Annotated in this window: 17 protein-coding genes and 1 pseudogene; 10 read left to right on the top strand and 8 right to left on the bottom strand. The window is 66.2% G+C overall.

Features of this window, described 5'->3' with window-relative positions:
* Positions 1-575 precede the first annotated feature (575 nt).
* The 4 genes from M1L60_RS47980 to drmB are packed head-to-tail and all read left to right on the top strand — an operon-like array spanning position 576 to position 11,696.
* Entirely contained in the window at positions 576-5,210 is a 4,635-nt protein-coding gene (locus tag M1L60_RS47980; protein WP_253240661.1) for a DEAD/DEAH box helicase, read from the top strand.
* On the top strand, positions 5,207-6,790 hold the full coding sequence (locus tag M1L60_RS28800; protein WP_253240660.1) for a nuclease-related domain-containing DEAD/DEAH box helicase: 1,584 nt from the start codon (positions 5,207-5,209) through the stop codon (positions 6,788-6,790). The genes M1L60_RS47980 and M1L60_RS28800 overlap by 4 nt, the downstream gene beginning before the upstream one ends.
* Entirely contained in the window at positions 6,787-9,885 is a 3,099-nt protein-coding gene (locus M1L60_RS28795; protein WP_253240659.1) for a helicase-related protein, read from the top strand. Before M1L60_RS28800 ends, M1L60_RS28795 begins: the two co-directional genes overlap by 4 nt.
* Entirely contained in the window at positions 9,813-11,696 is a 1,884-nt protein-coding gene (gene drmB, locus M1L60_RS28790) for a DUF1998 domain-containing protein (protein ID WP_253240658.1), read from the top strand. The genes M1L60_RS28795 and drmB overlap by 73 nt, the downstream gene beginning before the upstream one ends.
* Positions 11,697-11,719: 23 nt before the next feature.
* Here the strand turns inward: drmB and M1L60_RS28785 are convergent, their stop codons facing one another.
* The gene (locus tag M1L60_RS28785; RefSeq protein ID WP_253240657.1) at positions 11,720-12,592 is read right to left on the bottom strand and encodes a KpnI family restriction enzyme N-terminal domain-containing protein; all 873 of its coding nucleotides are present in this window, start codon (positions 12,590-12,592) and stop codon (positions 11,720-11,722) included.
* 426 nt (positions 12,593-13,018) lie between these two features.
* Between M1L60_RS28785 and M1L60_RS28780 the strand changes: the two genes are divergently transcribed.
* Positions 13,019-13,420 carry a very short patch repair endonuclease gene (locus M1L60_RS28780; RefSeq protein ID WP_253240675.1) on the top strand — a complete coding sequence of 134 codons (402 nt, stop codon included), beginning with the start codon at positions 13,019-13,021 and terminating at the stop codon, positions 13,418-13,420.
* On the opposite strand, the pseudogene M1L60_RS28775 reads toward M1L60_RS28780, so the two are convergent.
* Together M1L60_RS28775 and M1L60_RS28770 are read right to left on the bottom strand one after the other, a co-directional pair.
* Positions 13,397-13,762, bottom strand: a pseudogene (locus tag M1L60_RS28775) (NgoMIV family type II restriction endonuclease); the annotation flags it as partial. The gene M1L60_RS28780 and the pseudogene M1L60_RS28775 overlap by 24 nt on opposite strands.
* A 36-nt stretch (positions 13,763-13,798) precedes the next feature.
* Positions 13,799-14,290, bottom strand: coding sequence for a PDDEXK family nuclease (locus M1L60_RS28770; protein ID WP_253240655.1), 492 nt, complete (start codon positions 14,288-14,290; stop codon positions 13,799-13,801).
* A 459-nt stretch (positions 14,291-14,749) separates the two neighbouring features.
* Between M1L60_RS28770 and M1L60_RS28765 the strand changes: the two genes are divergently transcribed.
* The 3 genes from M1L60_RS28765 to M1L60_RS28755 all read left to right on the top strand — a co-directional run bounded on the left by M1L60_RS28765 (position 14,750) and on the right by M1L60_RS28755 (position 18,045).
* Positions 14,750-15,862, top strand: a complete 1,113-nt coding sequence (locus tag M1L60_RS28765; RefSeq protein ID WP_253240654.1) for a DNA cytosine methyltransferase — start codon at positions 14,750-14,752, stop codon at positions 15,860-15,862.
* Between the two features lie 82 nt (positions 15,863-15,944).
* A complete protein-coding gene (locus M1L60_RS28760) occupies positions 15,945-17,030 on the top strand; it encodes a NaeI family type II restriction endonuclease (protein ID WP_253240653.1) in 1,086 nt (361 codons plus the stop codon).
* A 175-nt stretch (positions 17,031-17,205) separates the two neighbouring features.
* Positions 17,206-18,045, top strand: coding sequence for a phosphoribosylaminoimidazolesuccinocarboxamide synthase (locus M1L60_RS28755; RefSeq protein WP_253240652.1), 840 nt, complete (start codon positions 17,206-17,208; stop codon positions 18,043-18,045).
* Between the two features lie 8 nt (positions 18,046-18,053).
* Here the strand turns inward: M1L60_RS28755 and M1L60_RS28750 are convergent, their stop codons facing one another.
* From M1L60_RS28750 to M1L60_RS28740, 3 genes are all read right to left on the bottom strand, one after another.
* Positions 18,054-18,362 (bottom strand): DUF3040 domain-containing protein, encoded by a 309-nt coding sequence (locus M1L60_RS28750; RefSeq protein ID WP_253240651.1) that lies wholly within the window; start codon positions 18,360-18,362, stop codon positions 18,054-18,056.
* A 1,133-nt stretch (positions 18,363-19,495) separates the two neighbouring features.
* Positions 19,496-19,681, bottom strand: a complete 186-nt coding sequence (locus tag M1L60_RS28745; RefSeq protein ID WP_253240650.1) for a hypothetical protein — start codon at positions 19,679-19,681, stop codon at positions 19,496-19,498.
* On the bottom strand, positions 19,678-20,001 hold the full coding sequence (locus tag M1L60_RS28740) for a hypothetical protein (protein ID WP_253240649.1): 324 nt from the start codon (positions 19,999-20,001) through the stop codon (positions 19,678-19,680). The genes M1L60_RS28745 and M1L60_RS28740 overlap by 4 nt, the downstream gene beginning before the upstream one ends.
* Positions 20,002-20,272: 271 nt before the next feature.
* Here M1L60_RS28740 and M1L60_RS28735 point away from each other — a divergent pair, with 271 nt between their 5' ends.
* Positions 20,273-21,166 carry a Sco1979 family transcriptional regulator gene (locus M1L60_RS28735; protein WP_253240648.1) on the top strand — a complete coding sequence of 298 codons (894 nt, stop codon included), beginning with the start codon at positions 20,273-20,275 and terminating at the stop codon, positions 21,164-21,166.
* 405 nt (positions 21,167-21,571) lie between these two features.
* Here M1L60_RS28735 and M1L60_RS28730 read toward each other — a convergent pair whose 3' ends face one another.
* Positions 21,572-21,808 carry a DUF397 domain-containing protein gene (locus M1L60_RS28730; RefSeq protein ID WP_221380428.1) on the bottom strand — a complete coding sequence of 79 codons (237 nt, stop codon included), beginning with the start codon at positions 21,806-21,808 and terminating at the stop codon, positions 21,572-21,574.
* Between the two features lie 264 nt (positions 21,809-22,072).
* Between M1L60_RS28730 and M1L60_RS28725 the strand changes: the two genes are divergently transcribed.
* Positions 22,073-22,312, top strand: a complete 240-nt coding sequence (locus M1L60_RS28725) for a hypothetical protein (protein ID WP_253240647.1) — start codon at positions 22,073-22,075, stop codon at positions 22,310-22,312.
* Positions 22,313-23,014: 702 nt separating this feature from the next.
* Here the strand turns inward: M1L60_RS28725 and M1L60_RS28720 are convergent.
* Entirely contained in the window at positions 23,015-23,833 is an 819-nt protein-coding gene (locus tag M1L60_RS28720; RefSeq protein ID WP_308208552.1) for an SAM-dependent methyltransferase, read from the bottom strand.
* Positions 23,834-23,860: the final 27 nt, after the last annotated feature.

The raw sequence follows: 23,860 nt of genomic DNA, 5'->3' as shown, positions 1-23,860 counted from the left end.
ATCCAGCACCGCCCGGCCTGTCCAGGTATGCCCGTGTCGCTCAGATCGGGAGCCTTTCCCTCGCTGAGATCACCTCAGTAGACGATGCGCATATCCGCGGTCATGATTCGGCGATAGTGCACACACGGCGTCGGCCGGAGCAGTCGGAAGGGTGTAGCTGCTGTATCCAGCTCCAGCCTATCGTCGAGCAGCCGTAGTTATGTGGCGGGCGCCGGCGGTTGATGTTGGGCAGTTGGACGCCGTACCTGCGGTCACGCCACTTCGCGAGTGTCGAAACGAACGCCGGGCAGGGCGACGAACGCCGCCGACAGCCAGCGTCGGGATCCCGGAACTGGCAATCACTTCAGCCTCATCGTGTGTCGAACGGCGCAAGTGTCCCACCCGTTCGTACTGCTCCAGGGAGCCACCCATCGCGGCTGAATCCACCCTTCGATTGCTAATCGAGGAAAAGCCCGGCGAAGGCGCCACTCATATGTAGAGCAGACACCATAATGAGGTCCGTGCGGAGATCAAGGGGCTGGGGACACCCCGACGCGACACTCGAGCGGCTCATCGACGAGTTGTACCAGGAGGGTGTGAGCGCCGGCGCCCTGCTGATCAAGGAACAGGCGGGTCACGAGGACAACTTCCGGACCGGCGGCTACGCGAAGCGGCCGGTCCTCGAACTCGTACAGAACGCCGCCGACGCCTTGCGTCGCAGCGGAAGTCGCGGGCGAGTGGAGGTAGTGCTCCGCGACGGGGTCCTGTACTGCGCAAACGAGGGTGAGCCCTTCGGTGCGAAGGGGTTGGAGGCGATCACCCACGCGTACATCAGCGACAAGGGTGGCGATGAGATGGGGCGGTTCGGCCTCGGTTTCAAGTCGGTCCTTGCGCTCACGGACGCCCCGATGGTGATCAGCAAGGACGTGTCCTTCAGGTTCAGTGCCGAGGCCTCACGCCGCGTGCTCTCCGAGCGGGCCCCGGACGCCACCTCCTACCCGATTCTGCGGTTGCCGGTGGCTGTCCATGACCTGACCGAGATCGCCGCGGATCCCAACCTGGCGGCGCTCGCCGAGTGGGCCGAGACGATCGTGTGTCTTCCGCTGTCGCGCGGCCTCGACGACCTCGTCGAGCAAATGGTGACCTTTCCGCGGGAGTTTCCGCTCTTCGCATCGCACCTGTCCGAGCTGAACCTGAGCTGGGACGTCGATCATCGCAACACCTTCCGCTGCGAGCAGCTCGGTAGCGACCGCTACCGGCTACTGGTCAGTCAGTCGCACGCCGACGGCAAGGACGACCGGGACAGCGAGCAGACTCAGGTCGACGGAAACAGTCGGGGGCCGGTTGTCGCCTCCTCGGAATGGTTGGTGCTGCACCAGGTTCACCGCCCTTCCGAGCAGGAGCTGGCCGGTGTGAGTCAGGCCGTGCGACGCCCGGAAGTCACCGTCACCTACGCGGCTCCGCTGGACGATGTGCAGGCTCTGGGGCGATTCTGGTCGTACTTCCCGTTACAGGACTCGACCTCGGCCCGTGGTATCCACAATGCTCCGTGGCACGTCAGCGACGATCGCACCAACCTTCTTCCGGGTCCGTTCAACGAAGGACTGCTCAACGTCGTCGCGGAACTCATCGTCAGCGCCCTTCCCCGCCTCGGAACCCCCGAGGATCCGGCACGCCACTTCGACTACATGCCCTCACGCGACCGCGAGTTCGACAACTTCGCCGACCTGCGCCTGATCGAGCTCGTCCCGGAACTGGCGCAGAGGACCATGTCGGTGCCGGACGCGGACGGCGTCCTGCGGATTCCCGCGGATCTCGAGTATCTGAACGCCGATGTCGTGATCGACCTCGACTCGGTCTCGACCTGGAACACGGCGCCCGGCCGACCCGGCCGGAGCCCCCACCATATGTGCTACCGCACGCCCACCCGAAAGGCGAGACTCCGTCGACTGGTCCGCGGCGACGGTAAACAAGCCGCCCTGAACGAACTGAACGGCGAAGCGTGGCTGGAACGACTCGTGGCGGATGGCCGTGACGATCAGTGTGACGCCGCGTTACAGGTCTTCATGTCGATCCGCGACGAATCGACGCGTCGGATCCTGAAGCAGGCCGCCGTCGTCCCGGACACTGCGGGCACGTTGCACCGCATCGACCACACCGACCGAGTCTTCCTGCGGGGCAACCCGCTCAGCGCGTCAGCCGGCATCCGCCTGGTCCGAACGAGCTTCCTGGACCGCGACGGAGTTGAGGACAGCCTTCGCGCCGTCGGCTTCGACGACGTGGACCCCGCGAGTGAACTACGACGCCTGGCGGTGACGGCCGCGAGCCGATGGACCGCCCGACAGTGGCAGGAATTCTGGGAACTCGTCCTCGAGGTCAGCACGCACGACGCCGAGCAGATCCTGCTGCAGCATGTGATGAAGGAGGCGGCGCTGAAGGTCCGGTGCCGCGACGGGTCGTGGCAGCACGTGGGAACCGTCGTGGTCCCAGGACTCGTAGAGCCGAAGAAGGCTTCGCTGGCCGTCGACGTGGACTTCCACCAGCTGCATCTGGGTCTGCTGCGTTCCATCGGCGTCGCGGACCGTCCGGTCGTCAGTGAGGCGGCGACGAAGGACATGACGCTGTCCGAGTACCGCCGACTCCAACGTGCCGCCTACCTCGAACCGCTGCCCGCGCGTGGACGACCGGACCCCACAGCCATCGACTTCCGCGAGAAGGAGGGGCCGACTCCCTTACACGTCCTGCGCGGTTTCGCGGACTCGCGGGACGACGAGTCGCGGGCACTATGGACCCGGCTGCTCCTGGAGATCGAGGCGCCCGCCAAATGGGTGCTGCAATCACCGAACCCGGTTCGCTTTCCGGGCCTTTCAGTGAAGGCACCACACTTGTGGGCTGCTCAACGGTACGGGCTGGTTGATACGGCCTGGGGGCCTCGGGAGGCGGCGCGTTCCTTGCATCCGGACCTGTCCGACCTCGCCCCGCTGATGCCAGTCGCGACGTGGCGATCCGCATCCCGGCTGACGACAATCAGCGACCGACAAGAGATTCCCGTCACCCTTTGGCGGGAGTTTCTCGCTCGGGTGCCGACCGGTGGCGACTCGCGCCGACTCGGCGAGCTGGTCGCAGAGGCCCTCCGACGTCTCCCGGCCGCCGAGACACCGGAGCAGGTGCCGGCTCTTGCGGGCTCCGGCTACGCGAGCGTCGCCCCGGGCGAACTTCTCATCGCGACCCAGGACGACGAGGCTCGCCCGCTGACCGAACAGTGCCTACCGTTCATCACGGTCAAGGACGAGCAGGACGCTCAAGCCCTGATGGCGGCGTGGGGCTGCCGGCCCGCCTCGTCGATGCTGCGCGTCGAGATCATTCCCGACACACCGAGCGAGCCCGTCGTCCTGCTCGACCGGTTCCGCCGGCTCCGCGACTACGGCGCCGAGGTGCTCGACGGACTGGAACTAGTCGGCTGCCACTCCCTGCAGCGGGTGGTCACACTCCCGACGGGCTCGGAGAGCAGCTCTGAGGACTTCATCGTCGCCGGTCATGCCGTCTACTTCGAGGACTCGCTCGACGACGAGGAGTTGCTCGGTCGGATTTCGGACCGGTTCGACCTCCGCCTGGACACGCGGGCGATCGATCGGATCCTCGGCGAGGCCGACAACGCCCGGATCCAGGAGGCCATGGCGCTGGCCCGGACGGTCCGTGATCCCGCCAACCGTCTGCTCGCCCTTCTGCCCGTCGGAACGCTTCGGGTCCATCTGCCGGAAGGGCTACTCGAAACCGTGCGGGAGGTGGCTCCCGACGGCGGCGATCCCCAGGTCGCGCAGTTACTGATGCACTACTACGGCGACACGGTCCTGTACGTGCTGCGCCATGATCTGAAGGCCGCAGGGTACGAGGTACCGGACACCTGGGCCGGATCACCGTCGGCCATGGAAACTGTCCGGAAACTCGGATTCCCAGCCGAGTTCGCGGGCGAACGCAATCGACGGCTCGACGCCGACGTCACGGTTCTGGGACCACCCGATCTCAAGCCCCTGCACGACTACCAGGAGGAGCTGGCCGATCGGATCCGAGATCTAGTCCGTCCCGGTGCAGAGCCCGATCGGGCCCTGCTGTTCCTGCCCACCGGTGCCGGCAAGACCCGGGTGACCGTCGAGGCACTGGTCCGATCGATCAACGCACGCGAGATCGAACGTCCGGTTCTGTGGATCGCCCAGAGCGAGGAACTCTGCGAGCAGGCGCTCCAGACCTGGATGACCGTCTGGAGGCAGTTCGGTAATCGACCGCTGTGCCTGAGTCGACTCTGGAGCCGGAACGAGGTTGCCCCCAGCGATCTGGACGCCAACGTCGTAGTGGCCACCGACGCCAAACTCGACGTCGTCCGCGGCGGCGCTGACTACGACTGGCTCAGGGACGCCGCGATCGTGGTGCTCGACGAGGCGCACGGAGCGATCGCCGAGGGCATCACTGCGACGCTACGGTGGCTCGGCATCGACCACCGCGCGACGGCACGACCCTTGTTGGGCCTGACTGCGACCCCGTTCGCCGGAACCGGCGAGGACGCCAACCGCCGACTCGCCGGGCGCTTCTTCAACAACAAGTTCGACGTGCTCGGCGATGACCCCTACGGTGAGCTGCAGCGTCGCGGAGTGTTGGCGCGAACCGAACATCGGACCATCGAGGGGTCGGCCTTCGCGACCGGCGATGCCGACAAGGCCCACTACAGCAGGTTCAAGGACGTCTCCAACGACATGCTCGCCCGGGTCGGACGCGACCGGGAGCGAACTCTTCGGCTGGCGGAGGACATCGCCGAACAGCCTCGCGACTGGCCGATCCTCGTCTTCACTTCCTCGGTCCAGGCCGCCCAGACCCTTGCTGCGCTGTTACGCGTCCAGGGCATCGCGTCCGCCGCGGTCAGCGGGGCTACTCCGATACCGCAACGTCGGCGCACGATCGAGGCGTTCCGGGACGGCGAGATTCAGGTGCTGACCAACTGCAACGTGCTGACTCAGGGTTTTGACGCCCCCGGCGTCCGCGCGCTCTACATCGCCAGACCGACGTTCAGCCCGAATCTGTACATCCAGATGGTCGGGCGTGGCTTGCGAGGGCCCGAGAACGGCGGCAAACCGGAATGCCTCATCGTGAACGTCGCCGACACATTCGACGCCTTCGGTGAGCGGCTCGCCTACACGGAGTTCGACCACCTGTGGCAGTACCGGGGAGTCGCCGGATGAAGATGATCCCCGCACCGGAAGGGTTCGGCCGCATCCAGTCGGCCGCCGAGACCAGGGTGGCCAAGCTCCTCGCTCAGGCCGACCTCGGCGAACCCGCCACCTGCTTCTACTCGGTCCACCTGCCGCGGCACGAGTACAAACGGATGGCCGAGATCGATTTCCTGATCGTGCTCAAAGACCTCCTCCTCGTCCTGGAGGTCAAAGGCGGACGACTTTCCCGCGTCGACGGCGTGTGGACGTTCACCGACCGCTACGGCGTGGTCCACGAGAAGCGTGAGGGCCCTTTCGAGCAGGCCCGTGGCGCCATGTTTGCGCTGCAGCACGACCTCGAACATCGGATCCCTGGACTGACGGCGGCGTGCGGTGCCGCCGTGGTGACACCGGATCAGCTGCTCGACCGTGACCTCGAGTGGGATCCGGTCGAATACATCGGGCCCGCGGCGATGACTGTTGCCGGCTTGGAGAGGGCGCTGACGGCCGCGGCCTCGTACTGGCGGCGCAAGAGCCACCGCACGGCGCGTGAGTCCGACTATCGTGACGTCGTCTCGCTGCTACGTCCCGACTTCGACCGGGTTCCCCGGCTGTCGCTGTTGGCGGCCACCTTCGAGACCGACTACGTCGAACTGGCCCGTGAGCAGTACGACATGCTCCGCGGCAGCGAGATCAACGAACGGATCTTCTGCACCGGCGGCGCCGGATCCGGCAAGACTCTGCTCGCCGTGGAGACCTCCCGGCGGGCGGCCCGGTCAGGTGCCTCGGTCCTGCTGACGTGCCGCTCCCAGGGAGTCGTCGAGGTCATGCGTCGGTCGTTGGGCGACACCGACGTGATCTGCCGACCGTGGTCCGAGGCCACCGCGACCGCGCCCGTCGACGTCCTGGTCGTCGATGAGGCCCAGGACCTGCTCAACGTCGACGACTGGTTCACCCTCGACCGGCTCGTTGAGGGGGGACTGCGGGACGGCCGATGGCGGATGTTCAGCGACCCCAACAACCAGACCGGCATCCACGGCGCCTTCGACCCACAGGTGTATGCGGAGGTCGCCGCCAACGCCAGCCGTTACCAGTTGCCCTACAACTGCCGTAACACCTCGGCGATCGTCACCCAGACTCAGCTGATGACCGGAGCCGACCTGGGTGTGGCCAAGGCCGGCCAGGGGCCGGCGGTCGAGTACGAACGGCCGGACACCGACCGGGACACAGCGGCATTGCTCGACGCCCGCCTCAAGCGGCTTCGCCACGAGGAGGTTGACCCGGCCGACATCGTCGTCGTGACGCTCCGCGACACCGTCGGCGAGAGCTCGGCCGTGCACACCAGGGCCTACGCCAACGGCCGGCTGACGGCTGCCGAGAAGGGATCGGACGCTAGGACATCCGGCGCCGCCAGACTGGTGACGGTCCGCGACTTCAAGGGTCTCGAGGCCCCGTACGTGCTGGTTGTCGACGTCGACGACGTCGCCACGTCCACCGACCGGTCGAAGCTGTACGTCGCCATGACCCGGCCGCGCATCTCGCTGTGGCTGGCCGTTCGTCCGAAGGCCTGGCGACAGCTGACCGACACCCTCGTAAGGAACCGGGCATGACCGAGCCTCGCGCCTTCGTCCAACTCCGCGACGACACCGTCGACTACCTGCGCCGCCAGTACGTCGGGCCGCAGGACGGCGAGAACGAGATCATTGCGAACCGGCCGGACCGGGTCTACCTCGTCGGCACCATCTATCCACGGGGACCGGCGGCGCCCCGCCTGGACGGCGACGTCCTCGGCGACGACGAGCACGACGACGGCCTCGACGAACCGATCGAACTGGCCAACGAGTGGACACCGGCGTCCGCCGCGGTCTCTTTCCTGCACGACGGTGGCCACCTCGACTGCCGGGTCTCGGCTGGCCGCTACCAGCGCGTTCCCGACGGCGAAGGCTGGCGACGTACACCATTGACGGAACCCCCGGTGACGCTCGACCCGCACACCGCCCCCGTCACGGTGCTCGACGGCGCCGCGACCCTCAAAGCGGTCTGGCGACCGCTTGACGACGCCTGGCTGGTCACGGTCGCTGTCGAGAACAACGCCCACCACGACGACCCCGCTTCCCCGCCGCCCACCGAGGATTGCCTGTTCCAGGTCGCACTCTCCTGCACGGTCAACGGCGGCCAGGTCCGTCCGTACCCGTCGGTGTCGCTGCTCAGTGAGGACCCCGAGGACCAGGAACTACAACTGCTCTACCGGCACCGGCGTGTGTACGGCGTAGGCCACGGCTGTTCTGTCGTCTGGCACGGCGACGACGACGTGATCACCCGGGTCGCCGTCGACATGCTCCCGCAGAGTGTCGTCCCGGGGGTGTCACCGGGTTCACGCGAAGCCTCCGTCCTCGACCTCGGATTCCTCTCCGACGAGACCGTGCCTGCACCCGAACTCGCGGCGGCTCTCGACTCCTTCGTCAAGGGTTACGCCGACTGGATCACCGAACGCCACGACGAGGCGGCTGGCCTCGCCGCGCACCATACCGGCGCCGCCGGCCGGTTGCTGGTCCGCATGGAGTCGGCCAGGGACAGGATGCGCGAGGGCATCCGTGTCCTCACAGAGAACGAGAAGGCACGGACCGCGTTCCGACTGGCGAACGGCGCTATGCGCGAGCAGATCCTGCAGTCACGCCACGCCAAGGTCTCACCCGCCCGACGTGGACAGGAGATGCCCAAGCGTCCGTCCGAGTCGACCCCGCCCTCCTGGTACCCGTTCCAGTTGGCGTTCCAGCTACTCACGATCGCCTCGACCGTCGACCCTCGACACAACGACCGCGACGTGGTCGACCTCATCTGGTTCCCGACCGGCGGTGGCAAGACCGAGGCCTACCTCGCTCTTGCCGCCTTCGAGATGATCCATCGCAGGCTCACCCGCGGCAGACGCGGCGGCGGCACCGCGGTCCTGACCCGCTACACGTTGCGCATGCTCACCTCCCAGCAGTTTCAACGCGCCGCTACGCTCGTATGCGCGTTGCAACAACTCCGGGACCACGACCCGCGGCTACGCGACACACCGCCCTTCTCCATCGGCCTCTGGTTGGGCGGCGAGACCACCCCGAACAGCTACAAGATCGCCCACGAGCGGACCCGGGCGCTGCGCCGCGCCTCCGAACCGGACAATCCGTTCCAGATCAACGACTGTCCATGGTGTGCCACCCCGTTGATACCGCGACGGCGTACGACCGACGACGGCGCCTACGGTGTGCGCACCACCAACAGGACCTTCGAGTTGTTCTGCCCGCACGCCGAGTGCCCGTTTCATCGGGAGCTGCCGGTCGAGGTCGTCGACGAGCAGATCTACGCCGAACCGCCCACACTGCTGGTCGCTACCGTCGACAAATTCGCCGGGTTGCCCTGGCACAAGGATGCGGGCGTGGTCCTCGGCCGCGACGACTCGCCCTACGACCCACCGGGTCTGGTCATCCAGGACGAACTTCATCTGCTCTCCGGCCCGCTCGGCACGACCGTCGCGCTCTTCGAGGCGGCCGTGCTCGGCCTGATGGGATGGGACGGCACTCGACCCAAGATCGTCGCCTCGACGGCGACTATCAGATCGGCACCCGAACAGGTCCAACGCCTCTACGGAGCGCCCGTCGCCTTGTTCCCGCCCAGCGGACTGGATGCCGACCACAGCTATTTCGCCGAAACCGACTTCCAGTCTTCGGGACGCATGTACGTGGGCCTGATGCCCCAGGCGTTCACCCAGTCGAGGGCTACCGGCCTGTCCTGTCTTGCGCTGCTCGAGGTACCGATGCTCCTGGCGGACGAGCCGACGAGTCTCGACGCCTATTGGACGGTCGTCGCCTACCACAATTCGTTACGCGAGCTGGGCCGCACCCTCACGATTGTGCGCGACGACATCGAGTCTCTGCTGACCAACCGAGCGTCGCGCCGGGGGGACCGGGCACGCCGCATCCGCGGCGAAGGCGTCATCGAACTCACCAGCAACGTCCCGCCCAGCGCTCTCGTCAAACGTTTTGCCCGTCTCGAACGCCGCGCCGACGAGGCCGACGCCGTCGACCTCGTCGCGACCACCAACATGTTGTCGGTCGGCATCGACATCAGCAGGCTCGGTCTGATGCTGATGAACGGACAACCCAAGACCACCGCCGAGTACATCCAGGCCACTAGTCGAGTCGGCCGGTCGACTGTCCCGGGCCTGGTCGTCACCCTGCTGCGCGCCGGGAAACCTCGCGACAGATCACACTACGAGTCATTCCGCGCCTTCCACGGGGCGTTGTACCGCCACGTCGAACCCACAAGTGTCACGCCCTGGTCCGCGGCCTCTCGCGACCGGACACTGCACGCCGCGCTTGTCACCTTGATCCGGCACGGAGCAGGCCTGCGCACCAACAACGACGCCGGCGCTTTCCGCGCCGACGACCCGCCGGTCAAGAAGGCAGTCCGCATCCTGCTCGACGCCGCGGCCCGCAGCGAACCCGACGCCCTCGCCGAAACCACCGCCGAGGTACAGCGCCTGGTCAACGAGTGGGAGCGCAGGGCACTGGACGCCGAAGACCTGCGCTATGACAGCAGCGACCACGATCACCCCGTACTGCTCTGCGACTACGGCGAACGACGCGACGCATGGCCGACCATGCGATCGATGCGATCGGTCGACCGCACCGTCCGTGTCATCGCCAATGGGGAGCAACGATGAGAACCACCCGACTCAGCCAGACCGTCTCGCCCTTCGGCGTTGGTGCCGTTCTCGACATCCTCGGCGAATCTCTCATGGCCGCCGACATCAGCCAATGGCCGATCGAGCAGACCTACCGGCTCACCTCGCGCCGACTTCAGGAACGCCTAGGCGTCGCCGAACTCCGTACCCCGCCCAGCGTGCCCTCGTTCCCGGCCAAGAACACCCCGGGCTTGCCATACGAGCGATTCCCGAGCTGGCTGTTCTGCCAGGACTGCCGGCGTATGCATCGCATGCGACACCACGACGAGACCGGCGGCCCGCCGGTCTGCGGACATTGCGGCGGGCCGATGGTCCCGATGCGGTTCATCGTCGTCGGGACCGAACGTGGACATGCGATGGACGTCCCCTGGCGCCGGTGGGCCCACTCCGAACCGACGGACCAGGAACAGCGACGCTGCAAGGTCGACGACCTGCTCTTCCTCACCCGGACCGGCATCGCCTCCGAGGGCCTGGCCAGCCTGGTCGTCCGGTGCACGACTTGCAAAGCCGAACGCGACCTCGGCGACCTCACGGTCCGCGACTCCCTCCGCCGGATCAGCGTGCGGTGCGACGGCGCCCAACCCTGGCAGCGGCCCAACCAGGGATCCTGCAACGAACGGCTCGAGGTGGTACAACGCGGCGCCACAAACGTCACTCTCAGCGACACCACCACAGCCCTGGACATCCCCGAACCGGAAACACCCGTGCGGGACGAAGAAGCCGAGATCAGACAACACAAGAACTTCGAGGACGTCCGATCATCACCGACCGGGCCGCTCGCCGACGCGCTCGTGCAGCTCATCGTCCGCGATGTAGGCGTATCGCCCGACCTCGTGCGGAGGGTTGCGGCGTCCGCGCCGACGGATCCAGACCAGGAGATGAAGGCGGCCCGCGAGGGCCTGCTGGCCGACGAGTGGCAGGCGTTCCGACAGGCCATCGACAACCCCGCCGAGACACTCGGCACGCCGACCTTCCGTGTCTCCGTCACCCCGTTCCTCGAACCCGATGCCGGGGACGCCTTGGCCGCCCTGCGCGCGTCCGTCGGCCACGTGGTCCTCGCCCACCGTCTGCGCGAAGTACGCGTCCTGCACGGCTTCCGGCGGTACGACCTCGGTGCCGACATGGTCGATGCCGACCTTGGACCACGAGGTCGCGCACGATGGCTGCCCGCCGTCGAATCCTTCGGCGAGGGCGTTCTTCTGACACTCGACGAGAGCCGGCTTGCCGACTGGGAACGCCTAGACGCGGTTGTCGAACGCGCCCGTGTCCTGGAACGCCGCCGCCGCGACTCGCTGGTCGGGTCACGCTTCGCCGAGGCCACCCCACGCCTCATCCTGCTGCACAGCCTCGCCCACGTCCTCATGCGACAACTCGCCTTCAGCTGTGGATACTCGGCCGCCTCCCTCAGAGAACGGGTCTATGCCGCCGCAGGCGCCACGCAGGAATCCGGCCTGCTCATCTACACGGCCGCCGGAGATGCGGAAGGAACACTCGGCGGGCTGGTCCGCCAGGGCGAGGCGCCCCGGCTTGCACGGACCCTGGTCGCCGCTCTGGAAGCCGCATCCTGGTGTTCATCCGACCCTCTGTGCAGAGGGAGCCGCGGCCAGGGCATGGGAAGCATGAATCTGGCCGCGTGCCACGGCTGTTGCCTGATCTCCGAGACTTCCTGCGAGCGCGGGAACCTGCTGCTGGACCGGATCATGATCGTCGGGGACGACCGGACCCCGGGCTATTTCCAAGAGGCCATCCAGGCTGCGCAGCTCACCGCGGCTCTCCGGGCAGGCGGGTGAGCACGTCTCGACAAGACGACTCCTCAGAGTCCTGACGCGTAGCACCGGTTGCACGAGGTCGCCAGACGCGACAATCGGCGCAGGTCATCGCCCGGCAGGCCGGCCACATCGTTCGGCGTTGCGTCGAGGTGCTTCACCACCAAATAGAAGACCTCACCGAGCGAGTCGACCGTCTCGTGTCGGCGTCGACACTTGCGGCACATGTAACGATCCCGCGCGAAGACCTGCCGGCGCAGGTCTTCGGGGAACAGCCGCTGCGAAGGGTGTAGGCGGTCGACCTCGCGAGCCGACACCAATCGATGCTCACCGGTCCTGAGATCCGGCGCGTCCGCACTGCTCTCTATCGGCAACAGCTCGTGATCCCTGATCTGTCGAGCGATGCCCGCGCCACCCCGACCGTGGGCGACTCGATCGAGTTCGTCGGCGGTGACCGCCTTGCCTACCAGTTCGTCGAACAGTTCTTGAATCCGATCGGTCGCGGATTCATCGGATCCACGCAGCTTGGTGACCATCCGGTAGCGGTCCCGACGCTCGGAGTCCGGCGTCTCGGACAGAAGCCGATACCGGCCCCCGTTCTCCTCGACGTCGTAACCCTCCTCGACTCGCAACTCCCGGATCCGTCTCGCCCACTCGCCGATCTCCGACACTGCGGCGAGTTCGGCACCGCTCACCCACTCGCCGCGATGCGCCGTCAGGTATCTCAGAATCCGCTGCCTCGCGCCGCCGACACCATCCGCCTGCCGACGGCGAGCCCCGTAGACGCGGGCGACTGCCACACGCAAATCAGAGAGTGCATCAGCTACCGCTTCGTACGAGCGCTCAGCCGACACATCGTCGGACAGATCTACGAGCTTTTGAGCAGCAGCCCGATATGCCAGCGCAGGATCCTCCCTCACGAGCACAGCGTATCGGCCTGGCTGTGGCCGAGAACTGAACCCCAGAAACACGTTCGCGGCCCTGGAGGGATGCACACACCGCCAGTCAGGGTATTCACGAACTTTCAACCTGGTTCCTGGATACGCCAGCAAGGCCCGTCTCGAGCACCTGGGCGGTGTTGTCGAGTACCCGACGGCGACCATCTCGTGCCGATCGACGGCGCGAAAACCTGCTGTCGCGCCGCCCAATTGGCCGGGAACCTGCCGGCCACGGCCTGAACCCGGCGCAGCGCCGGCGACGGGTCGAAAGGGCCACGGTTCTATCTGGGCTTGGCTGGACCGGAAACGGACCGAGGCCCAGAGCATTCATATGCACTTCGCAGTAACGTGACCGACGTGCCGAACTCTGATCGTCCGGTCCCTAGTTCGTCCGGTGTGACGAACCGGATGAGTCTGCAGCGTCGCCGGGATACCGCGCCCGAGGTGCTGATACGGAAGCTGCTGCATGCTTGGGGCCTTCGGTTTCGTGTCACTCTGCCGGTGCCGGGGATGGCTAGACGCTCCATCGACATAGCCTTTCCCCGGGCACGCGTGGCGGTTTTCGTCGACGGGTGTTTCTGGCATGTATGTCCTGAACATCGGACCAGCCCCGCGTCCAACTCCGACTGGTGGGCGAACAAACTGGCGACGAACCAAGCCCGCGACATCGGCACGAATGAGCATCTGAGCGAGCTCGGGTGGACCGTTGTACGAATCTGGGAGCATGAGGACCCCCTGAAGGCGGCGGCCAAAGTCAGGGAAGTGGTGCAGGCCGGCAGGCCGGCGTCAGGGCTGAACGGGCTCAGGTAGGCGAGCGACTTCGCTCACCAACTCGTCATAGTCGCGCAACCGGCGCTGCCGGACGAGGCGCTCGAAGGTCTGCAGCGGGGACCAGGACAGCGGATTTCGTCTACCGCGATTCGCTAGGTTGTTGATCGCGATGGTCAGTGCCGGCAGGTGCAGGGGGTAGACGCAGTCCACGGCGCCGGAGCCGTCGCCGAGAATCTTCAGCACCGAAGGTCTCGGCTCCATAGTGATCACTCCGAAGTGAGGCATCCGGCCGCGACGCTGAGACACGAGCTTTGAGCCTTGCGAAATGCAGTCCTGTGCTCGGTCCGTGCGAAGCGACCACTTGGAGGACAACGCGACTTGAAGCCGGGGAAGGTGTGGCTGTGGCTGTGGCTGTGGCTATGGCTCGGCCAACGTCAGGTCGATCTTCAGCAGGGCCTCCTCCGGCATCTGCGCCAGCAGCGCCATGGCGAGATCGTCCTGCTCGTGAAACGCGGCGACCGCAGTGGCGAGGAGTGCACTCATACGGGTGCGTTCGGATGGCGAGGTGAGTTCTTCACTTGCCTCGACCAAGGGGGTCAGGGCAGCCTCCGAGCGTCGATGACCACGCCTGTAGCGCGGGAAGACCGCCAGGTGCTCGTACTGCTCGAATTGAGCCGCGGAGCGGCTTCGTGCGATCAGCAAGTCTGGCCTGAGATCAGCGAGATGAGCCAGCACGCGCTCCTCCAGCGCGGCACCGGGGTCAGCCGGGCCGGCCTGATCGCGTGGCACCCCTAGAACCTCGAACAGTTCGTGACCCAGTTCCTTGGACAGGGCGTCGCTGTTGTCCGAGGTGTTCGGGTTGCCGCCGAGCCGGTAGCCGCAGAGCGAGTTCATGAAGTGTGCTGGCACAACTGGAGCCTCGCACACGGCCGGATCGGGGGCCTCGCAGGAGAGATGTTCGGTGTGGTTGCTTTGTCCATGATCTTCGTTCTGCTGACAGAAGGCGAGGTCTGTGGCTGGCAGCTCCGCAATGAGACCGTTCCGAGATACCAACAGAGGTCTGTAGGGACTATGATACAGACCGTCACGTGAATGGTTCGGCCGCGCGGCAGAGTTTGACCAATCACTCGATCGGGCGCCTCGAAGTCTGATCGTGCGAGACGGTCCCTGTTCGCTGTGCGCAACGTCGAGCCAAGCCGCTGGAGGTGCGGAATGCCTCGTACTTCGTTGGGGTTCCTCTTGGTTCCGACATTCGGCGTGATCACTCGCGTTGGTGTCGGTCGGACGCGTGCGGCAGTCAGACATCTGTTCTAAAGATCACGGCGTGGCTGCTGGGCGAGGCTGGAAGGAGCAACTACAGTGCTCGGAATGAGCGACCGTCCGACCATGATCGATCTCTTTGCCGGGTGCGGCGGGATGACAGTCGGGTTCGGCCGGGAGGGCTATCAATCGGTCCTGGCCGTTGAGTGGGAACGTGCCGCAGCGGCGACATATGCGGCGAACTGGGGCGAGGGTCACACCCATTGGGGTGACATCGCCGAAGTCAAGGCCGACGACATTCCGGACGCCGATGTGATCATCGGTGGCCCTCCGTGTCAGGGTTTCTCAAACCTCGGAAGCAAGGATGTCAACGATCCGCGGAACAAGCTGTGGAAGGAATATCTCAGGTTCGTCCAGGTTGCCCGACCACAAGTCTTCGTGATCGAGAACGTTCAGCGCTTCTCTCGCTCCAGTGAGTACCAGCTCCTGCTGGACGAGGCTGACGGCGGCATCTTGAAGGACTACGAGCTCTCCCCCGGTGTCCTTCTCGCTGCGGACTATGGCGTTGCCCAGCGTCGCCCGAGGACGATCATCATCGGCTCACGTGTCGGTAAGATCGAGCTGCCTGATCCCACCCACGCCAGGGTGCCGAGCGCGGATCTGCTGAACGGCGAGTTGCTTCCCTGGGAGACCGTACGGAGCCGCATCGCCGGGCTCGACGAACGGCCGGCCACGACGGAGCTGCCCGATGTATTCACCGAATACTTCGAGCATCGCATTCCTGGCGCGTTCAAGGGAATGGATATTCATTTCGGGCGGCAGCCGACGGCGAAATCGCTTGATCGATATGATCACGTCCCACCCGGCGGTGGCCGCTTCGACCTTCCCGATTACCTCTTGCCAAGATGCTGGCGGGACAAAAAGAGCGGGACTACGGACGTCATGGGCCGAATGCGTTGGGACGCTCCTTCGCTGACGATCCGGACGGAATTCTTTAAGCCGGAGAAGGGCCAGTACCTTCACCCGCAATGGGAGGCCGACCGGCCTGACCGTCGAGTCAATCGTGTCATCACTCATTACGAGGCTTCACTTCTTCAGGATTTCCCCAAGGACTACCTCTGGTGCGGCACGAAGACTGAGATTGCCAAGCAGATCGGCAATGCCGTTCCGGCCGGTTTGGCAGCGGCAATCGCGAAGCACATCAAGCCTTATCTACAGTGAATTCGGCTCAGAAGGCAGGCGGAGGACGCCGGCCCGTCCCGAGGCGTTGACCCGTCCCGCCTGCCTCTGACAACCTCACGATGTGGGCTTTGCGCAGGGGCAGCTGTTCGAGGAAGATTTGGGTGCGGACGGTCTTCCGTACACCCTTCGGGCGCATCGCGGGCGTGTTCTGCCGGCGCGGCCTTCGCCCGGTGGGCGTCCACGTCCGGCAACGGCGCCGTCGCCACCGAGGACAGACGCCAGACCGCCTACTTACGACGAGGACTCCGACCTCTGGGCGGTCCGCGAAGCCATCAAGAGGATGGATCCGGACGGTGTGCGTACCGGCTATGCCATTCGGGAAGCCTTGGACCAGATCTATGACGGTCAGCGCACCGGCCGGTGGGACTATACGCAGCTCCTGAAGACCGAGAAGACCCACGTCGGCACTCTCGTGGAGATTTGGTTGCAGCGAGAGTTCGGCTTCGCCGATGGTCACGACCTCGACTACCGGATTGCTGACGTCGACGTCGACTGCAAATGGTCTCTCAACCTGTACGACTGGGAAATCCCGCAAGAGATGTACAGCCGTGGCGACAAGGTAGCCCTCGTCATCTGGGCGAACGAGTACACCGCCAGGTGGGCTTCAGGGCTTATCCGCATCAGCGAGGATTTCCTCAGGCCGCTCGGGCGGCAGAGGGACGGGAAGCGACGACTCAACGACCGAGGCCGCGACCGAATCCTCTGGATCGTTCCAGGGGCGGACCTGGTCAAGAACACGCTCTTGCACATCGGCGACCCTCGCAAACTCGACCTGATCGCATATGCGACTCGCGGCCAGACGGCGGTTACGAACCTCTTCCGAGAAATGCAGGGAGAGCTGGTAAACCGAGCTACCGTTCTGACCGCCGCGCAGCAGGTCGACGGCGCGAAGCGGGTACGCGACGCGCGCAAGCACCTCAAGCCGGACGGAATCGTGATCTTCGGCCACTATGCGCCGCACCCGCGTATGGCGGCCGAACTCGGGTTGCCCGTACCCACGCTCGGACGGTTCGTCAGCGCACGTCTCTACCCTTGGCACTCTGGGGACGAGGAATCATGTACGGAGATCGACGGGAGCTTGTGGCGCCTAGCGCGTCTGGACGATCCCTCGACGGATGCACCGACATTGCCAAGTCAGGGTGATTAAGTACGAACCCCTGCGGCTGTTCGGCCAGCTGATCAGGTTGCCCCAGTGCGGTCACGGCTCCGATCGTTTGGCTCACCAGATACAAACGCCGAGGCTGACGTGCGACACCGTGGCATCTGGTTATCGATCGGTCAGATAACGTGAACCCCCAGGCCCGGCTAGTTAAGGGGAGCACGTGGAGCTGTTGCACTCGGGGAAGGTTCGGGAGGTTTACGCGGACGGGCGGGACATCCTGCTGGTGGCGTCGGACCGGATCTCGATCTATGACGTGGTGCTGCCGACCGCGATCCCGGACAAGGGGAAGATTCTTACTCAGCTGTCGCTCTGGTGGTTTGAGCAGCTGGCTGATGTGGTGCCCAACCACGTGGTCTCGAGTACTGATGTGCCGGCGGAGTGGGCTGGGCGGGCTGTTCGGTGTGAGCGGCTTGAGATGGTCATGGTGGAGTGCATTGCTCGGGGGTACCTGGCGGGGTCGGGGCTCAAGGAGTATGAGCGGGACGGGGCTGTTTCGGGGGTTTCGTTGCCGGCGGGGCTGATCGAGGCTTCGCAGCTGCCGGAGCCGATTTTTACGCCTACCACCAAGGTGCCGCCTGGGCAGGGGCATGACGAGTTCATGACCTACGCCGATGTCGAGGCCAAGGTGGGGTCGGATGTCGCTGCTGAGTTGAGGCGGATCACGCTTGAGGTTTACAAGCGTGGGCAGCAGGTGGCGGCCAAGAACGGCATCATCATTGCGGACACCAAGATTGAGTTGGGGTTCGCGGCGGACGGCACGCTCACTCTAGGGGATGAGTTGCTGACGCCGGACTCGTCGCGGTTCTGGGCTGCTGACGAGTGGAAGCCGGGGGGCACTCAGCGGTATCTCGACAAGCAGTTCCTGCGGGACTGGTCGTCGACGCTGACCGACTGGGATCGCACGGCGCCGGGGCCCGAGATTCCGGATGAGGTCGTGGAAGCCACGCGTAACCGGTATGTCGAGGTCTACGAGCGGCTGACCGGGGACACCTGGCGCTAGTACGAGAATTACGCGGGGTCGGGGTGGGTCGGCTTGCCTCGGGTGGCCACCCACCATGTCGGCTGGGGCTTGGGGCCGTGGCGCTTGGCGTACAGGCGGAAGCCATAGCCGGCGAACAAGGCTGCGAAGAGGGCGCCGGTCCAGCCGCCGAAGACTATGGACAGTGGGGCCAGCAGCCATAGGGCTGCGGCCGCTGTTGTGTAGAGCATCGGGCGAGGGCGGCCCATGCGGTCCATGCGGCGGCAGAACTTCGGGTCGGCTGTGCGCAGATGCGTCACCAAGCCGTCGAACTCGGCCTTTTCCTGGGGATCGAGCATGGTGACCACCTCCGTCTGCCGGCCCGCTCGACGGCGGATTGATACCCGGCGTTGCGGGTCGATAACCCGCTGACAGTGCCACGTCGTGCAGCTCACAATCGCGCACAGGACGTCCGATCCCCGCGCGGTCACCCGATCCGGGTCGTCAGGCTGGCCCAGGGGAGGGTGAGGGCCTCTTTGTATTTGCGCCGGTTGGCGAGCTTCCCATTAGGTCCTTTGGCCTCATCGGCTCGCAAATGGGGCGGATCGTCGATGAAATGGCACAGAGCTTGGCGTCTCGGTGGAGGCGTGACTGCGCTCACGAAGAGTGGTCGGCAAGGCCATTTAGGAACGGCCGCGGGGTGGGTCGGGCGGCTCCTTGGGGGCTATTGGCCGTCGATTCGCCTGACGTGCCGACCATGCGCCACTGTGGAGCAAAGTCGTTCCCGACCGCTGGTCAGGGCTGCATCCGGCTGTGCTGTGGCTGATGTGAATGGCTGTCGCACGCCTTTTTGCTGGTGGTGACGTGGGTAAGTCATAGATATTGCACCGTCGGTGAGAAAATAAGGCGCCGCGAATGCCGTGGATCGCGCGGAACGGGCAAAGAGCTTAAGAATTATCGCCCACTTGGGTGAATCCAAGAAAAGCGCTCGATTGGGCGATGAGTTCGAGGCTCCGCCCTGCAGCATCGGCGCCAGCGGGGGCGACGGCGGGCGGCGGGGCAGCTGTCTTGAAGGCGTGTCGAGAGGGTGCAGTGCCGCGAAGGGATTGGCTGTGGAGGGTGGGACCTCGACGGCGGGTGGGTGGCAGGGGCGAGACCGCCTAACAGGAGCGGTAGGAGGGGGCGAGGCAGCGAAGGGAAGGGAGGCGCAGGCTGCAGGGGTGTGGCGGCAAGGGAGGCGCAGGCTGCCACGGGCGAGGCTGTGGAACGCGGGGCCGCGGAGGGCGTGGCGGCGACATCCGCAGGCGGCGAAGGGCGAGGCCCGCGAGCGCAGGGTCGCGGAGGGCATGATGGCGACAGGCGAGGCCGTGGAGCGCAGGGACGTGGACCGCGGGGTTGGGCCGCGAAGTCAGCTTGACCTGGTGAAAATCAGGGTTTTACGCAGCCGGCGAGGGCGGCAGCGTGGACTGCGGGGCCGCGCGTGATGAGGCGGTCAGGCCAAGCGCTGAGCGGCGGCGTTGTCGCGCCGGGAAGCGGGGATCTCGCAGGCAGAGCGGTTCAGCTGATCGCCGCAGGACGGGCAGCGCTCGTTCGTGTGGCGGAGGTGCCAGCCCAGGGCCACCCCCGCGAGCAGGCTCAGGAGCCCGACGAAGGCTGCGACGGCGACCGCGCCGGTCATGCCGCGGTGTGTCGCAGAGGGAGGCCGGCGGGGGTGTAGATGCCGCGGCCGACGTGGCGCCGGTCTACGGCGGGGTCTTCACTGGAGCGGGCGCTCACATAGGGGGCCGTGAAAGTGTCGACCCCGGTGCCGAGGTGGGCGCCGGGGCGGTAGGTCACGGTCACGGCGCGAGGAGAAGCAGCCTCGATGACGCCGGCCCGCCAACCGTCGCGGTAGACCCACACGCGGTCGGAGGGGTGGTAGCTGTCGGCGGGCGCAACGTCTGCCGGGTCTCGCTGGGGTGGGGCGATGGTCGGGGTGGACGTCGGTGCCGTGGACATCGAGATGACCCTCCAAGATCTCGGGACCCGGTCGTCCGGATGGCGGGGAAGCCGAGAAGCCGAACTTTCAGCACGCTGTGTATGCGGGCGGTGCGTGTCTGTCAGCTATCATCCTCGCGTACGAAGGCGTTCGCAAGGCCGGATGCACGTGCATCCGCATTGGGCGAACGCCCGGGCGGGTGCTCGGGCTGTTTCGCTGTGGACGATCTCCCCTTTAGGATGCTGTGGGACTGCGGCCGGCAGCCCCCACACAGCGATGACGAGGAGTCAGGTGAGCGCGGGTACGCAGCAGGAGGAGGCGCCGACCGGCGGCCCCACCGTCCTGCGCATCCTGCTCGGGGCCCAACTCCGTCGCCTCCGTGAGGCCAAGGCCATCACTCGTGAGGACGCGGGCTGGGAGATCCGAGCATCCGGGTCCAAGATCAGCCGCATGGAACTCGGGCGGGTCAGCTTCAAGGAGCGCGATGTCAGCGATCTGCTGACCCTCTACGGAGTGACCGACGACAACGAGCGTGAGGCTCTGCTCGTCCTGGCCCGCCAGGCCAACAACCCGGGCTGGTGGCAGCAGTTCAGCGACGTGATGCCGGGCTGGTTCCAGTCGTATCTGGGGCTCGAGGCGGCCGCGACGCTCATTCGTACGTACGAAATTCAGTTTGTTCCTGGCCTTTTGCAGACCCCCGACTACGCGCGCGCGGTCATCATGCTCGGCCACGCCGGTGTCACGCCGGAAGAGATGAACAAGCGGGTCGAGTTGCGCCGCCAGCGGCAGGCGATTCTCGACCGGCCCGAGGGCCCGCAATTGTGGGCGGTCATCGACGAGGCTGTGCTGCGCCGGCCGATCGGCGGCATCGAGGTCATGAAGGCGCAGATCGAGTTCCTCATCGAGATCTCGAAGAAGTCGAACGTACGGCTGCAGATCATTCCGTTCCACGCCGGCGGTCACGCCGCGGCGGGCGGCCCGTTCGCGATTCTGCGCTTCCCCGAGCCCGAGCTGCCCGACGTCGTCTACGTCGAACAGCTGACGAGCGCGATCTATCTCGACAAGCGCGAGGACGTCGACCAGTACGCGATGGCGATGGAGCGGGTCTGCATCGACGCCGAGCCACCGAGCCACACGCCCGAGATCCTGGGCAAGCTGTTGCACGAGGTCGGACGGCCCGCCTAAATAACTTGACTGTCTGGAGCCACGCCCCGACGCGGGGTAGGCTCTGCAAATTCGCCCCGAGCGTTTGCAGCTGCGAGGGGCGGGTGACCGGTTGGGCTCGTCCACGCCCGCTGCCGACGACCGTGGACGAACCTGTTACCGCCTCGGGTCCTGCCTGGCTTGAACGGCTAGGCAGGCCCATCTCTTTTCCGGGTGCGCTCTCATGGTCGCATTGCCCGGCCACTTCATTTTTTCGCCGTTCGGGCCGAACGTGGAGATGGGCACGTCATGCTCGCGGCGGCTGACCGCGAACGGCCAGCGTTGCTCTGATCGGCCCGGCTCATCCCGCGCCGGGCCCGACTGTCTGGATGTCATCCGACGGAACTTCGGCCGGCGGAGGAATTCAGGCTTTCGGGGTACGCCGGCTCAGGCGAGCAGGTTGTCGAAGTCGCCGTCGTTGACGCCACCGAGGAACGCCTCGATCTCGGCCCGGGTGTAGATGAGCGCCGGACCCTCGGGGTCGCGGGAGTTGCGCATGGCCACCTCACCACTGGGGAGGACGGCGCACTCGACGCAGTTGCCGCTGGGGTTGCTGCGCCGGCTCTTCTGCCAGGTGACACCTTCCAACTGGCCGGCGGGGATGCCGTTGACCGCGTACGTCATGTTGAAGCTCCCTTGATTTCCTCCGGCCGGGGATCGTCCGGAGTCAAATGCTCTCCTGTGCGCAATCATTGCCTCACACCAGGTGCAAATGCACGTGCATTTGGCCTTGCGTACTCACGGGATTGTGAGCATGATAACGCACGGGCGCATCTTGCGGGTGTCACTTAGGGTGACATCTTTGAGTGACTGACCGGTCGCGGAAATGGCGTCTTCGGTCTCGGCGCGAGGCTCCCTGGCGGGGGCGTCCTAGCGGGAGGTAACGAGATGGCCGTTCCGAACATCGGCCCCGAGCATTTCGACCAGGGCGATGACGGTCCCACCGAACCGCGACGGGGCAATCCCGCGCCGCTCTACCGGGATGAGCGCGTGACGGACGACGTCAGTGCCGCAACAACCCGGGCAGCGGTGGTTTCGCACCGTTTCGGCGGTGTGCGGTACGCCCTGTCCCGGCCCGCGAGCCGGCGTCCGGCGAGCGAGGAGGGAGGCTCCGATGACCGCGACTGATCAAGGTGCGGGTGCTTCGCTCCTCGGCCGGTTGTTGACGGGGCGTCAGCAGTGATCACTTTGCGTAAAGGTGGCGACGCGGTTACGGATTGCCCACGGCACCGAACCGCGGGCGCGCTGCGATTACGCACCGTCGCCTCGAGGTGGCGACGGGCCATGTAGCTGCACGGTCTAGTTGCTGAGCAGCAAGTACCCGTAACCGGGGCGAGCTAAACCTCAGTTGATGAACTTTCCTCCGGCTCCGGCCGGGTCGTCCGGTTCCCCCGTGCTGGATGGCCCGGCCGGTTCCTCTTCCGGCCAGCCGCGACCGATCCAAGTTCAAGATCGATGTCGTAGCCGGGTGGTAGGTACGGATCGCAGCTCCCGCCGAGGGCACGTTCTTTGAGGTCAAGAGCAGGATGTCGTAGCGCGGTGGTGGGTACGGGCCGCCGCTCCCGCCGAGGGCCGCGGCGCGGCGAGCTGGCCGCTGGCGCGTCCAAGGCGCTCACCCCGCCACGGCGACGTGCGTGAGCGGTTGCGCACAAAACCGAGCGGTACGGTTCCAGCCGCGCAGAAGGTGGCCAAGCGACCGGGTCCGGAGTTGCGCCGGAACGCCCTCATGGGATCGTCGCAGACTGGCTTGGGGCTTGGGGCTTGGGGCTTGGGGCTTGGGGCTTGGGGCTTGGGGCTTGGGGCTTGGGGCTCGGGGCAATTCCGGGGGTTTCAGGGTTTGCGGGCTACGCCGGCCCAGTAGTACGCGGCCTGGGGGTTGTCGACGGGCTCGTCGGGGCGCCAGTTCGAGACCGGGACCAGGCCGGGTTCGAGCAGTTCCCAGTCGCCGAAGAAGCGGCGTATGTCGGCCTCGGGGCGGGCGACCAGGGTCATGCCGGCGCTCGTGGCCGCGGCCACCGCCTCGTTGACCTCGTCGGGGGCGAAGTCGGCGGTGGGGTGGGTGATGGCCAGCAGGCTGCCCGACGGCATCGCGTCGCGCAGGGCGTCGACCTTGGACCAGGGGTCGTCCTCGTCGGCGATCAGCATCAGGATCGCGATCAGCGTGAGGCCGACGGGCCGGCCCAGGTCGAGGGTGTCGCGCAGCACCTTGTCGTTGAGGATCGACTCGGGGGCGCGCAGATCGGCCGAGATGTACTCGCTGCGGCCCTGGTCGGTGCTGATCATGAGAGCGCGGGCGTGGACGAGCACGATCGGGTCGTTGTCCACATAGACCACGCGGGCCCCGGGCTCTGTGCGCTGGGCGATCTCGTGCAGGTTGGGCCGGGTCGGGATGCCGGTGCCGACGTCGAGGAACTGGTGGATCTGTTCGGTCGCGACCAGGTCGCGCGCGACCCGGTGGACGAACTTGCGATTCTCGGCCGCCATGTAGCGCATGCCGGGGATCGCCTTGATCATGGCGTCGCCCACGGCCCGGTCGACCGCGAAGTTGTCCTTGCCGCCGAGCCAGTAGTCGTAGATGCGGGCCGAGTGGGGCACGTTGATGTTCACACCCGGGGGCGCGACCTCGGGCACCGGAATGTCCTCACCCACGTACGCCTCCTCGCCGACTGTCGTCAG

Source organism: Paractinoplanes aksuensis (genome assembly GCF_024137025.1).
GTDB lineage: Bacteria > Actinomycetota > Actinomycetes > Mycobacteriales > Micromonosporaceae > Actinoplanes > Actinoplanes aksuensis.
The sequence above is the reverse complement of the archived record's forward strand: the minus strand, read 5'-3'. Positions and strand labels throughout refer to the sequence as shown.

Bases quoted from the DNA above. Each gene is read 5' to 3' on its own strand.
- M1L60_RS28725 (WP_253240647.1), top strand. From the start codon at position 22,073: ATGGCCGTTCCGAACATCGGCCCCGAGCATTTCGACCAGGGCGATGAC.
- M1L60_RS28765 (WP_253240654.1), top strand. From the start codon at position 14,750: ATGAGCGACCGTCCGACCATGATCGATCTCTTTGCCGGGTGCGGCGGG.
- M1L60_RS28795 (WP_253240659.1), top strand. From the start codon at position 6,787: ATGACCGAGCCTCGCGCCTTCGTCCAACTCCGCGACGACACCGTCGAC.
- M1L60_RS28745 (WP_253240650.1), bottom strand. From the start codon at position 19,681: ATGACCGGCGCGGTCGCCGTCGCAGCCTTCGTCGGGCTCCTGAGCCTG.
- M1L60_RS28750 (WP_253240651.1), bottom strand. From the start codon at position 18,362: ATGCTCGATCCCCAGGAAAAGGCCGAGTTCGACGGCTTGGTGACGCAT.
- M1L60_RS28740 (WP_253240649.1), bottom strand. From the start codon at position 20,001: ATGTCCACGGCACCGACGTCCACCCCGACCATCGCCCCACCCCAGCGA.
- M1L60_RS28730 (WP_221380428.1), bottom strand. From the start codon at position 21,808: ATGACGTACGCGGTCAACGGCATCCCCGCCGGCCAGTTGGAAGGTGTC.
- M1L60_RS28800 (WP_253240660.1), top strand. From the start codon at position 5,207: ATGAAGATGATCCCCGCACCGGAAGGGTTCGGCCGCATCCAGTCGGCC.
- M1L60_RS28780 (WP_253240675.1), top strand. From the start codon at position 13,019: ATGAGTCTGCAGCGTCGCCGGGATACCGCGCCCGAGGTGCTGATACGG.
- drmB (WP_253240658.1), top strand. From the start codon at position 9,813: ATGGCCGACCATGCGATCGATGCGATCGGTCGACCGCACCGTCCGTGT.